Here is a 12,267-nt window from a genome sequence, read left to right as displayed (position 1 = left end):
CGGGGGCCTCGCGCCCCCGCTGACGAGGGAGTACCCATGTTCGACTCGGTCACCGCACTCATCGCCGAGCACGAGGCGCTGCAGGAGCAGCTCGCCGACCCCGCGGTGCACGCCGACGCGGCGCGCTCCAAGAAGCTCAACCGCCGCTACGCCGAGCTCAGCCGCATCGTCCACGCCCACGAGGTGTGGGTGCAGGCGCAGGACGACCTCGTCGCCGCGCGCGAGCTCGCGAAGGAGGACGAGGCCTTCGCCGAGGAGGTCCCGAGCCTCGAGGAGCGCGTGACGACGACGCAGGAGAAGCTGCGCCGCCTGCTCATCCCGCGCGACCCCGACGACGGCCGCGACGTCATCATGGAGATCAAGGGCGGCGAGGGCGGCGAGGAGTCGGCGCTCTTCGCGGCCGATCTGCTGCGCATGTACTCGTACTACGCCGAATCGCGCGGCTGGAAGGTCGAGGTCCTCGACTCCACGCAGAGCGACATGGGCGGCTTCAAGAACGTGCAGGTCGCGATCAAGTCGAACGCGACCGACCCGTCGCAGGGCGTCTGGGCGAGCATGAAGTACGAGGGCGGCGTGCACCGCGTGCAGCGCGTGCCCGCCACCGAGTCGCAGGGCCGCATCCACACCTCGACGACCGGCGTCCTCGTCTTCCCCGAGGTCGACGAGCCCGAAGAGGTCGAGATCAGCCAGAACGACCTCAAGATCGACGTCTTCCGCTCCTCCGGCCCGGGCGGTCAGAGCGTCAACACGACCGACTCGGCCGTGCGCATCACGCACCTCCCGACCGGCATCGTCGTGTCGATGCAGAACGAGAAGAGCCAGATCCAGAACCGCGAGGCCGCAATGCGCGTCCTCCGCGCGCGCATCCTCGCGAAGCAGCAGGAGGAGATCGACGCGGCGGCGAGCGACGCGCGCAAGAGCCAGATCCGCGGCATGGATCGCTCGGAGCGCATCCGCACCTACAACTTCCCCGAGAACCGCATCGCCGATCACCGCACCGGCTACAAGGCCTACAACCTCGACGCCGTCATGAACGGCGCGATCGGCCCGGTCATCGAGTCGTGCATCCAGGCCGACGAGGAGGCGCGACTCGCGTCCCTCGGCGAGACCGCGTCCTGATCCGCTCCCGGCGCTCCGCGGCATGACGGCTCCCGACCTCGACGCCCTGCGTCGCGAGGCGATCGACGCGCTCTCCGCCGCGGGCGTCCCCGTCCCCGAGGTCGATGCCGACCTTCTCATCGGCCACGTGCTCGGGCTCTCGCGCGGGGGGGTCCAGGCCCGCGCACTCACCCGCACCGCGGTCGACGAGGCGGATGCGCGCGCCATCCGCGCCGCGATCGCCCGACGGGCGGCCCGCGAGCCCCTGCAGCACATCACGGGCCTCGCGCCCTTCCGCTCGCTCGAGCTCGCGGTCGGCCCCGGCGTCTTCACGCCGCGACCCGAGACCGAGTGCGTCGTGCAGTTCGCGATCGACGCCCTCGCCCTCGTGCCGAGCCCCGAGCCGCTCGCGGTCGATCTGGGCTCCGGATCCGGAGCGATCGCCCTCGCGATGGCGACGGAGGTCCCGCACGCGCGCGTCGTCGCCGTCGAGAAGTCGCCGGATGCCCTTCCCTGGACGGCCCGCAACATCGAGCGCCACGGCGACGGCCGCGTGCGCCTCGTCGAGGGCGACTTCGCCGACGCGCTCCCCGAGCTCGACGGCCTCGTGGACGTCGTCGCCTCGAACCCTCCGTACATTCCGCTCGACGCGGTGCCCCGCGACCCCGAGGTCCGTCTGTTCGACCCCGCCGTGGCGCTCTACTCCGGAGACGATGGCCTGGATGCCGTGCGCGCGCTCTCCCGGACGGCGCGCCGCCTGCTCCGCCCGGGCGGCGCCCTCGTGATCGAGCACGGCGAGCTGCAGGCCGCCGCCATCGCCGCGATCCTGCGCGCCGACGGCTTCTCCGCCGTGGCGTGCCACCGCGACCTGCTGGGCCGCGACCGCGCGACGACCGCGCGCCGCTGACGACTCAGACTGGGGAGTGCGGGTACTCCGCCGACCGCCCCTGGAACGCCAGGATGGCCGGGTTGCGCACGCGGCCGTCCTCGATCTCGATCGCACGGTCGATGGTGTCGGACACGGCCCATGACGTCGGGCCCTCCATGACGGTGCGGAGGAACGGCATGAGCGCCTCGCTGATCTCCCACGTCGTCGAGTTCCAGAGCAGCGACGGGCTGTGGTCGACGGCGTAGTAGTTCGTCGAATCCCCGACCGTGAGCATCGGGTCGGCGAACGAGGTCGCCCGCGCCCAGCTGAAGCCCATGCCCTCGTCGATCGAGACGTCGACGATGAGGCTGCCGGGGCGGAAGGCACCGAGGTCGTCCTCCCGCAGGTACGTCAGCGGGGCGTTCGGGTCCTGCAGCGTGCAGTTGACGACGATGTCGTTCGCGGCGAGGAACTCGGGGAGCGCGACCGGCCCGTCATCGGTGTTGACGGTGCTCGAGAACGGCGACTCGGCGTCGTGCTCGAACTGCACGATGTCGACCGAGGGGATGGGTGAGCCGACGGCCGCGATGTCGCGGTTCGTGAGCACGCGCACATCGTGGATGCCGTGCGCGTTGAGCGCGGTCACGGCACCGCGCGCGGTCGCTCCGAACCCGATCACGACCGCGCTCAATCGGCGGCCGTAGTCGCCCGTCGAGCCGCACAGCTCGAGCGCGTGGATCACCGAGCAGTACCCGGCGAGCTCGTTGTTCTTGTGGAACACGTGCAGCCCGAACCCGCCGTCGGCCCGCCAGTGGTTCATCGCCTCCCACGCGATGAGCGTCAGCCGCTTGTCGATCGCGAGCTGCGTGATCGCGCGGTCCTGCACGCAGTGCGGCCAGCCCCAGAGCGCCTGGCCGTCGCGCAGCTCCTCGAGGTCGGCCGCCTGCGGCTTGGGCAGGAGCACGACGTCGGCGCCGGCGATGACCTCGGCGCGGTCGGCCATGGCGCCCACGAGCGGCTCGAGCTCCGCATCCGCGATGCCGAACCGCGCCCCGTACCCGCGCTCCAGCGTCATGCGCGCGCGCAGATCGGCGTCGATGCGCTCGAGGTGCCCCGGGTGGAGGGGCAGGCGGCGCTCGTCGGGTTTGCGCGAGGTCGCGATGACGCCGAGACGCAGCAGATCGGGAGCGGGGGAGGGAGAGGTCATGCCCCACTGTAGGGCGGCGGCCGCGGGGCCGTAGGCGGCACCGCTACGCGACGGCCGACTCCCGGGCGAACTCCTCGATCGCCGCGCGCAGCCCGGCCGCGTCGCGGTAGAGGTGCGCGGTGATGCCGATCGACGCCGCGCCCTCGATGTTCTCGGGCCGGTCATCCGTGAAGAAGGCGCTCTCGGCGGCGACGCCGTAGTGCTCGAGCACACGCGCGTAGACGAGCGGATCGGGCTTGCGCGCGCCGAACGCGGCGCTCGCGTGCATGTGCTCGCGACCCATGATGGGCACGAGCTCGGGCGCGACGACGTGCAGCTGCTCGTGGATGAGGATGCCGTTGTTGGTGAGCAGAGCGACGCGGCCGAGCTCGCTCGCGCGGCGCACGGCATCGAGCGCGGCCGGCCGGGGCCGCGTGGCCTCCGAGCGGATCCGCACCCACTCCTCGACGGGGATGTCCGCCCCGATCGCGTCGTTCACCGCGGCCAGGTAGGCCTCGGGCGTCGAGGGCGTGCCCGCCTCGGCCTGCCACTCGAGCCCGGAGATCCACCACCGGCGCCGCAGCTCGTGCAGGTCGTGGCCCGTGATCGCGGTGAGGCCGGCCATCCTCGTGCGCCAGTCGTAGTCGTACAGGACGTCGTCCATGTCGAAGAGGAACAGCAGGCTCATGCGCGTGGGTATCCCGTTCGGTCGACCAGGGGGAGGGGGCCGCTCGGCGGCGGCCCTCCAAGCATGCCCCACTACGATGAACGCATCATGACCACCGTGTTCGACTGCTCCGTCGAGGCCGAGCTGCTCGCCGGTCTGCGCGCGGCTCGGGGTGCCATCGGGCGCGGCGAGCTCGTCGTCCTCCCGACCGACACCGTGTACGGAGTGGCCGCCGACGCCTTCCGCCCCGAGGCCGTCCAGCGGCTGCTCGATGCGAAGGAGCGCGGGCGCGACGCGCCGCCTCCCGTGCTCATCCCGGGCATCCCGACCCTCGCCGCTCTCGCCGAGTCGGTGCCGCCCGAGGTCGAAGCACTCGTCGCCGAGTTCTGGCCGGGCGGGCTCACCGTGATCGTCGAGGCGCGCGAGTCCCTCGTGTGGGATCTCGGCGAGACGCGCGGCACGGTCGCGCTGCGCATGCCCGACAACCGCCACGCGCTGCACCTCCTCGCCGATACCGGCCCGCTGGCCGTCTCGAGCGCCAACATCAGCGGGATGCCCGCGGCGCGCACCGCGCAGGAGGCTCTCGACATGCTCGGCGACCGCGTCGCCGTCTACCTCGACGGCGGCGCCGTGGGGGAGGGGAGCGACCCCGCGCGCGACCCCGGGTCGACGATCGTCGACGCGACGAGCCTCCACCTCCCCGACGGCCGGCTGCGCATCGTGCGCCACGGCGTCATCCCCGACGACGAGATCGCCCGCGTGGTCGGCGCGGAGCGCCTCGCGTGACCTTCTACGCTCTCGTCGCCCTGATCGCCGCGATCGCGAGCTTCGCGGTCGGGGCGACGGTGCTGGCGCTGAGCCACCGCTTCAAGCTCTACCCGGGCATCCGCGACCGCGACGTGCACACGCGCCCGACGCCCCGTCTCGGCGGGATCGGCATCGTGCTCGGCGTCGCGATCGCCCTCGCGGTCGCCTCGCAGATCAGCTGGTTCGAGCGCGTGTACTCCGATCCGTTCCCGATCCTCGCGATCGTCGCGGCGGCCGTCGTCATGCTCGTCGTGGGCGTCGCCGACGACCTGTGGGATCTCGACTGGATGACCAAGCTCGCGAGCCAGATCCTCATCGCGGGGTTCCTCGCGTGGGCGAGCCTGCAGATCGTGTCGCTGCCGATCGGGCCGGAGAACGGCATCACCGTCCTCTCGCCGACGCTCTCGCTCATCGTCACGGTGCTCGCGATCGTGCTCGTGATGAACGCCGTGAACTTCATCGACGGCCTCGACGGCCTCGTCGCGGGCGTCACCCTCATCGCCGGCGGCGTGTTCTTCATCTACAGCTACATCCTCTCGATCACGACGAACCAGTCGGCGTTCAACCTCGCCTCGCTCACCATGGCGGTGCTGCTCGGGGCCACCGCGGGGTTCCTGCCGCTCAACTGGCACCCGGCGAAGATGTTCATGGGCGACGGCGGGGCCCTCGTGGTGGGGATGCTCATGGCGATCTCCACGATCACCGTCACCTCGCAGATCAACCCGAGCTCGATCGATCGCAGCCAGCTGCTCCCGGCCTTCATCCCGCTGCTGCTGCCGTTCGCCGTCCTCGTCGTGCCCCTGCTCGACTTCGGGCTCGCCGTGCTGCGTCGTCTGCGGGCCGGCAAGTCGCCGTTCAGCGCCGACCGTCTGCACCTCCACCACCGCCTGCTCGACATGGGCCACAGCCACTTCCACGCCGTCCTGATCTTCTACGCGTGGACGGCCGTCATCGCGATCGGCACCCTGCTGTTCATGTTCGTGCCGTGGGGATGGGCGCTCACGGCGGTCGTGCTCGGCCTCCTCGCGTGCACGATCGTGACGCTCGCGCCGCTGAGCGCGCGGAAGCGGGCCGAGGCCGCGGCGCAGTCGAGCCATGACGCCGACGGGCCCCTCGCACGGTTCGACCCGCTCGACGCGGCCGCGCCCCCGATCGACGCCGAGTTCGACGAGAACGACCCCGTCTTCGACACCCTGACCCGATCCCGTCGCCTGCCGGAGGAGACCCGATGACCGCCGCCGACCGCCCTCGAACCTCCGCCGCGCCTGCGCTGCGGCTCTCCCTCGTCTACGGAGCCTCCCTGAGCGTCGCGATCGCCGTCGTCGGGAGCGTCGTCGGTGCCCTCGTCGCCGAGCTGCCCGGTCTTCTCAGCGGGCTCATCGGGGCCGGCATGGGCTTCGTCTTCCTCGCCGTGACCGCGGGCAGCATCCTCCTCGCCGATCGAGTGACGAAGGGCGACCTCCTGTCGCCCGCGTACTTCGGCATCGTGCTCGGGGCGTGGCTGCTGAAGTTCGCCCTGTTCCTCGTGCTCGTCTTCACCCTGCGCGATGCGCCGTTCGTCGAGCCCACCGTCCTCTTCATCACGCTCGTCATCGCCGTCCTCGGCGGGCTCGTCGTCGACCTGATCGCCGTCGCGCGAGCCCGCATCCCGTACGTGAGCGACGCCCGGCCGACGCCCGGCGTCTAGCACCCGGAGCGGCCTCGCCGAGGCCGCCGCGCGCCCGCCCGCGCACCCGATGTCGATTCGGCCCTGCCCCTTTTCCTTGATAGGGTGAAGCCATTGCCGATCGCCGCGGCACCTCGTGTGCCGCCCCGATTCTGGAGACTCCCCTGAGCGCTGCCGCCCTGATCCCCCTGCTCCCGTTCGCGACCGAAGAAGGTTCCGAGGGAGGCTTCTCCGGTCCGTCGATCCTCGACTTCTTCCCTCCCGCGATCCTCTTCGAGGGCACGCCGTTCGAGCTCAACCGCATCATGCTGCTGCGCCTCGTGATCGTGGCGGTCCTGATCCTCGTCTTCTGGCTCGGGACACGGAAGATGCAGCTCGTCCCCGGCCGCTTCCAGGGCACGGTCGAGATGGGTCTCGACCTCGTCCGCGTCAACATCGCGGAGGACCTGCTCGGCAAGAAGGACGGCCGCCGGTTCCTGCCGCTCCTGACGACGATCTTCTTCCTCGTCCTGTTCATGAACCTCACGGGCATCATCCCGGGCATCAACATCGCGGGCACGTCGGTCATCGGCCTCCCGCTCGTGCTCGCGGTCGCCTCGTACATCGCGTTCATCTACGCGGGCCTGCGCAAGCACCCCGGGGCCTTCCTGCGCAACGCGCTCTTCCCGCCCGGCGTCCCGTGGCCGCTCTACATCATCGTGACGCCCATCGAGTTCGTCTCGATGTTCATCCTCCGCCCGATCACGCTCACGCTCCGACTGCTCATGAACATGGTCGTCGGCCACCTGCTGCTCGTGCTGTTCTTCTCGGCGTCGGCGTTCTTCATGACCGACCTCGGCGGCGGCTGGATCCTCGCCGGAATCGGCACGCAGCTGTTCGGCGTCGCCTTCACGTTCTTCGAGATCCTCGTGGCCGTCCTGCAGGCCTACGTCTTCACCCTCTTGACCGCTGTCTACCTCCAGCTCGCGCTGGCGGAAGAGCACTAGGCCGGGCTCCCGCCCGGTTCATCCAACACGGAAGGAAACACCCCTCGTGGACGCAAACACCGTTCTCGCCGAGATCAACGGCAACATCGCGACGGTCGGCTACGGCCTCGCCGCGATCGGCCCCGCCATCGGCGTGGGCATCGTCGTCGGCAAGACCATCGAGTCGGTCGCCCGCCAGCCCGAGCTCCAGGGCCGCCTGACGGTCCTCATGTACATCGGTATCGCGTTCACCGAGGCGCTCGCCTTCATCGGTATCGCGACCTACTTCATCTTCGTCTAAGGAATCGCTCGTGCTCGAAGCACTCATCATCGCGGCGGAGGAGGGCGAAGCCGTCAACCCGCTGATTCCGGCTTGGTACGACATCGTCTACTCGATCATCCCGTTCCTGCTTGTCCTGTTCGTGTTCTGGAAGGTCGTCCTTCCGCGCATGCAGGCCACGCTCGACGAGCGCAGCGCCAAGATCGAGGGCGGGATCAAGCAGGCGGAGTCGGCTCAGGCCGAGGCGAAGGCCGCGCTCGAGGAGTACAACAAGCTCCTCGCCGAGGCGCGTGCCGAGGCGTCGAAGATCCGCGAGCAGGCTCGCGTCGACGGCGGCGCCATCCTCGCCGACCTCAAGGAGCAGGCGAGCGCCGAGGCCGCGCGCATCACCGCGACGGCGCAGCAGCAGATCGAGGCCGAGCGCCAGGCGGCTCTCGTCTCGCTCCGCGCTGAGGTCGGCACGCTCGCCCTCGACCTCGCGAGCGGCGTCATCGGTGAGTCGCTCACCGACGACAAGAAGGCCACGGCCATCGTCGACCGCTTCCTCGCCGACCTCGAGGCCTCCGAGAAGGCGGCCAAGTAGGCATGGGCTCAGCTACGAGAAGCGCCCTCGAGTCGGCCCGCGCTCAGCTGGCCGCCTCGACGGGCATCGATCTGGCCGCGGGGGAGCAGCTGCTCTTCGCGGCGCGCACGATCGGCTCCTCGCCCCAGCTCACGAGCGCTCTGACCGATCGCTCGGTCGAGCCCGAGGCGAAGGCCGAGCTCATCGGCTCGATCTTCGGCGGCTTCACGGCTCCGGCCCGCGCTCTCCTCGAGGGCATGGTCGCGAGCCGTTGGTCGAGCGGCGACGAGCTTCTCGCCGGTGTCGAGGAGATCGGCATCCGGGCCGTCGCGCAGTCGGCTCCGGCGTCGGTCGAGGTCGAGAGCGAGCTCTTCGCGTTCGGTCGCGCCGTCGCATCGGATGCTGAGCTCGAGCTCGCGATCGGCAGCAAGCGCGGCGACGCCGAGGGCAAGCTGTCGCTCGTCCAGAGCCTGCTCGGCCGCTCGGCGAGCCCGCAGACCCTCGCGATCGCCGGGCACCTCGTGCAGCAGCCGCGCGGTCGTCGCATCGGGGCGCTCGTGCGCCACGGCGCCGCGCTCGTCGCGGACGTCGCCGGGAAGGGCGTCGCGACCGTCACGGTCGCGCAGCCGCTCACCGAGGCGCAGCGCGACGCGATCAGCGCGAGCCTGCAGCGCCGCTACGGTCGCGCGTTCACGCTCGATCAGGTCATCGATCCCGCCGTCATCGGCGGCGCTCGCGTCCAGGTCGGCGACGAGGTCATCGACGGCAGCGTCGCGGCCCGACTGACCGAACTCAAGCTCCGGCTGGCCGGCTAGGCCTTCGCCGTCACACCAGAACGGGCCCGAGTCGGGCCCGAACGAAAAGGGAAGAACATGGCAGAACTGACGATCAGCCCGGACGAGATCCGCGACGCGCTGAAGAACTTCGCCAAGGGCTACGCTCCCGGCGCTGCGGTCGCGACCGAGGTCGGTCGCGTCACCGACGCCGGTGACGGCGTCGCGCACGTCGAGGGTCTCCCGGGCGTCATGGCGAACGAGCTCATCCGCTTCGCCGACGGCACGCTGGGCCTCGCCCAGAACCTCGACGAGAACGAGATCGGCGTCGTCATCCTCGGCGAGTTCACCGGCATCGTCGAGGGCATGGAGGTGACGCGCACGGGCGAGGTCCTCTCGGTCCCCGTCGGCGACGGCTACCTCGGCCGCGTCGTCGACCCGCTCGGTGCGCCCATCGACGGTCTCGGCGAGATCGCGTCGGAGGGTCGCCGCGCCCTCGAGCTCCAGGCGCCCGGCGTCATGCAGCGCAAGAGCGTGCACGAGCCCCTCCAGACCGGCATCAAGGCGATCGACGCCATGATCCCCGTCGGCCGCGGCCAGCGTCAGCTCATCATCGGCGACCGCCAGACGGGCAAGACGGCGATCGCGATCGACACGATCATCAACCAGAAGTCGAACTGGGAGTCGGGCGACGTCTCGAAGCAGGTCCGCTGCATCTACGTCGCCATCGGCCAGAAGGGCTCGACGATCGCGGCCGTGAAGGGCGCGCTCGAAGAGGCCGGCGCGATGGAGTACACGACGATCGTCGCGGCTCCCGCCTCCGACCCCGCGGGCTTCAAGTACCTCGCCCCCTACACCGGCTCGGCCATCGGTCAGCACTGGATGTACGGCGGCAAGCACGTCCTGATCATCTTCGACGACCTGTCGAAGCAGGCCGAGGCCTACCGCGCCGTGTCGCTCATCCTCCGCCGTCCTCCGGGGCGCGAGGCCTACCCGGGCGACGTCTTCTACCTGCACTCCCGTCTGCTCGAGCGCTGCGCGAAGCTCTCGGACGACCTCGGCGCGGGATCGATGACGGGCCTCCCGATCATCGAGACGAAGGCCAACGACGTCTCCGCGTACATCCCGACCAACGTGATCTCGATCTCCGACGGCCAGATCTTCCTGCAGTCCGACCTGTTCAACGCCAACCAGCGCCCCGCGGTCGACGTCGGCATCTCGGTCTCGCGCGTCGGCGGTGACGCCCAGGTGAAGAGCATCAAGAAGGTCTCGGGAACCCTGAAGCTCGAGCTCGCGCAGTACCGCTCGCTCGAGGCGTTCGCGATGTTCGCGTCCGACCTCGACGCGGCCAGCCGTCGTCAGCTCGCCCGCGGCGCTCGCCTCACGGAGCTCCTGCGCCAGCCGCAGTACTCGCCCTACCCCGTCGAGGAGCAGGTCGTCTCGATCTGGGCCGGCACGAAGGGCAAGCTCGACAACCTCGAGGTCTCCGACGTGCTCCGCTTCGAGCGCGAGCTGCTCGACCACCTCCACCGCAACACCTCGATCCTCACGACGCTGCGCGACACCAACGTGCTCGACGGCGACACCGAGGCCGAGCTCGAGAAGGCCGTCGACGCCTTCGTGCTCGAGTTCCAGGGCGGCGCCAACGGCGGCGTGCACGCGGGTCACGAGGAGTTCGACGAGACCGAGGCGGAAGACATCAACCAGGAGAAGATCGTCCGTCGCAAGCGCTAGGTCGCGACGGCGGGCCCGCACCTCGACGGCGCAGGGCCCGCCGCGCACCGGCACCGGACATCCTCACCCCTTCGACAGAAAGAGAGACATGGGAGCGCAGCTTCGGGTCTACCGGCAGAAGATCAGGTCTGCCCAGACGACCAAGAAGATCACGCGTGCGATGGAGCTCATCTCCGCCTCGCGGATCCAGAAGGCTCAGGCGCGCATGGCCGCATCGGCGCCCTACGCCCGTGCCGTGACGCGCGCCGTCTCGGCCGTGGCCACGTACTCGAACGTCGACCACGTGCTCACGACCGAGCGCGAGAACCCGCGCCGCGCGGCCGTCGTCGTGTTCTCGTCCGACCGCGGACTCGCGGGCGGCTTCAGCTCGCAGGTCATCCGCGAGGCGAACGAGCTGCGCACGCGGCTCGAGGGCGAGGGCCTCGAGGTCGTCAACTACCTCGTCGGCCGCAAGGCCGTCCAGTACTACGCCTTCCGTCGCCGCACGGCGGCGAAGGAGTGGATGGGCGGCACCGACCAGCCGACGTTCGAGACCGCGAAGGACATCGCCGACACCCTCGTCGACGCGTTCATCGCCGGCGGCGAGAACGAGGGCGTCGATGAGATCCACATCGTCTACAACCGCTTCGTGAGCCTCGTGACGCAGACGCCCGAGATCGTCCGCGTCCTTCCCCTCGAGATCGTCGACGGGGTCGAGGAGCCGGGCGAGACCGACGTCCTCCCGCTCTACGAGTTCGAGCCGGAGGTCGACGACGTGCTCGACGGTCTTCTGCCCGTCTACATCGAGAGCCGGATCTTCAACGCGATGCTGCAGTCGGCGGCATCCGAGCACGCGGCGCGTCAGAAGGCGATGAAGTCGGCCACCGACAACGCCGACAAGCTCATCCGCGAGTACACCCGACTGGCGAACAACGCTCGCCAGGCCGAGATCACCCAGCAGATTTCCGAGATCGTGGGCGGCGCTGACGCCCTCGTCTCGGCGAAGTAAGCACCGAGAAAAAGGGACGAACCCATGACCACGACTGCTCCGGCCGAGAAGGCCCCCACCACGAGCGCCGGCGTCGGCCGCATCGCTCGCGTGACGGGCCCCGTTGTCGACATCGAGTTCCCGCACGACGCCATCCCGGGCATCTACAACGCCCTGCAGACGACGATCACGATCGGCGACGAGTCGACCGTGCTCACGCTCGAGGTCGCCCAGCACCTCGGCGACGACCTCGTCCGCGCGATCGCGCTCAAGCCGACCGACGGACTCGTCCGCGGCCAGGAGGTGCGCGACACCGGCGAGGCGATCACCGTCCCCGTCGGCGACGTCACCAAGGGCAAGGTCTTCAACGTCCTCGGCGAGGTCCTCAACGGCGAGCCCGGCGCGGCCGTCGAGGTCTCCGAGCGCTGGCCGATCCACCGCAAGCCCCCGTCGTTCGACCAGCTCGAGTCGAAGACGCAGCTCTTCGAGACCGGCATCAAGGTCATCGACCTCCTCACGCCGTACGTGCAGGGTGGCAAGATCGGCCTCTTCGGCGGCGCCGGCGTCGGCAAGACCGTCCTCATCCAGGAGATGATCCAGCGCGTCGCCCAGGACCACGGCGGCGTGTCGGTGTTCGCCGGTGTCGGCGAGCGCACCCGTGAGGGCAACGACCTCTGGCTGGAGATGAAGGAGT

13 protein-coding genes and 1 pseudogene are annotated in these 12,267 nt (G+C 70.1%); 12 read left to right on the top strand and 2 right to left on the bottom strand.

Features of this window, described 5'->3' with window-relative positions; all coding sequences use genetic code 11:
- Positions 1-36: 36 nt before the first annotated feature.
- Positions 37-1,119, top strand: a complete 1,083-nt coding sequence (gene prfA / locus Q7T15_RS06130; RefSeq protein ID WP_304694337.1) for a peptide chain release factor 1 — start codon at positions 37-39, stop codon at positions 1,117-1,119.
- A gap of 22 nt (positions 1,120-1,141) precedes the next feature.
- A complete protein-coding gene (gene prmC / locus Q7T15_RS06125; RefSeq protein ID WP_304694335.1) occupies positions 1,142-2,005 on the top strand; it encodes a peptide chain release factor N(5)-glutamine methyltransferase in 864 nt (287 codons plus the stop codon).
- A 4-nt stretch (positions 2,006-2,009) separates the two neighbouring features.
- Here the strand turns inward: prmC and Q7T15_RS06120 are convergent, their stop codons facing one another.
- Together Q7T15_RS06120 and Q7T15_RS06115 are read right to left on the bottom strand one after the other, a co-directional pair.
- Positions 2,010-3,173 (bottom strand): N(5)-(carboxyethyl)ornithine synthase, encoded by a 1,164-nt coding sequence (locus Q7T15_RS06120; protein ID WP_304694333.1) that lies wholly within the window; start codon positions 3,171-3,173, stop codon positions 2,010-2,012.
- 43 nt (positions 3,174-3,216) lie between these two features.
- Positions 3,217-3,840 (bottom strand): HAD family phosphatase, encoded by a 624-nt coding sequence (locus Q7T15_RS06115; RefSeq protein WP_304694331.1) that lies wholly within the window; start codon positions 3,838-3,840, stop codon positions 3,217-3,219.
- A gap of 87 nt (positions 3,841-3,927) precedes the next feature.
- Between Q7T15_RS06115 and Q7T15_RS06110 the strand changes: the two genes are divergently transcribed.
- From Q7T15_RS06110 to Q7T15_RS06065, 10 genes and pseudogenes are all read left to right on the top strand, one after another.
- Complete coding sequence (locus tag Q7T15_RS06110) at positions 3,928-4,605, top strand: L-threonylcarbamoyladenylate synthase (protein ID WP_304694329.1); 678 nt, start codon at positions 3,928-3,930, stop codon at positions 4,603-4,605.
- Positions 4,602-5,858 (top strand): MraY family glycosyltransferase, encoded by a 1,257-nt coding sequence (locus Q7T15_RS06105; RefSeq protein WP_304694327.1) that lies wholly within the window; start codon positions 4,602-4,604, stop codon positions 5,856-5,858. The genes Q7T15_RS06110 and Q7T15_RS06105 overlap by 4 nt, the downstream gene beginning before the upstream one ends.
- A complete protein-coding gene (locus Q7T15_RS06100) occupies positions 5,855-6,313 on the top strand; it encodes a hypothetical protein (protein WP_304694325.1) in 459 nt (152 codons plus the stop codon). Before Q7T15_RS06105 ends, Q7T15_RS06100 begins: the two co-directional genes overlap by 4 nt.
- A gap of 167 nt (positions 6,314-6,480) precedes the next feature.
- The gene (gene atpB, locus Q7T15_RS06095; RefSeq protein ID WP_304694379.1) at positions 6,481-7,278 is read left to right on the top strand and encodes a F0F1 ATP synthase subunit A; all 798 of its coding nucleotides are present in this window, start codon (positions 6,481-6,483) and stop codon (positions 7,276-7,278) included.
- Between the two features lie 46 nt (positions 7,279-7,324).
- Complete coding sequence (gene atpE, locus Q7T15_RS06090) at positions 7,325-7,558, top strand: ATP synthase F0 subunit C (RefSeq protein ID WP_055860391.1); 234 nt, start codon at positions 7,325-7,327, stop codon at positions 7,556-7,558.
- A gap of 10 nt (positions 7,559-7,568) precedes the next feature.
- The gene (locus tag Q7T15_RS06085) at positions 7,569-8,120 is read left to right on the top strand and encodes a F0F1 ATP synthase subunit B (protein ID WP_304694322.1); all 552 of its coding nucleotides are present in this window, start codon (positions 7,569-7,571) and stop codon (positions 8,118-8,120) included.
- 2 nt (positions 8,121-8,122) lie between these two features.
- Positions 8,123-8,914 carry a F0F1 ATP synthase subunit delta gene (locus tag Q7T15_RS06080; RefSeq protein WP_304694320.1) on the top strand — a complete coding sequence of 264 codons (792 nt, stop codon included), beginning with the start codon at positions 8,123-8,125 and terminating at the stop codon, positions 8,912-8,914.
- A 57-nt stretch (positions 8,915-8,971) separates the two neighbouring features.
- Positions 8,972-10,606 (top strand): F0F1 ATP synthase subunit alpha, encoded by a 1,635-nt coding sequence (gene atpA, locus Q7T15_RS06075; protein ID WP_304694317.1) that lies wholly within the window; start codon positions 8,972-8,974, stop codon positions 10,604-10,606.
- An 88-nt stretch (positions 10,607-10,694) separates the two neighbouring features.
- Positions 10,695-11,594, top strand: a complete 900-nt coding sequence (locus Q7T15_RS06070) for a F0F1 ATP synthase subunit gamma (RefSeq protein ID WP_304694315.1) — start codon at positions 10,695-10,697, stop codon at positions 11,592-11,594.
- 24 nt (positions 11,595-11,618) lie between these two features.
- Positions 11,619-12,267 (top strand): annotated as a pseudogene (locus tag Q7T15_RS06065) (F0F1 ATP synthase subunit beta); the annotation flags it as partial.

Source organism: Microcella sp., from assembly GCF_030645145.1.
GTDB lineage: Bacteria > Actinomycetota > Actinomycetes > Actinomycetales > Microbacteriaceae > Microcella.
This window is presented reverse-complemented; position numbering and strand designations above follow the sequence as displayed.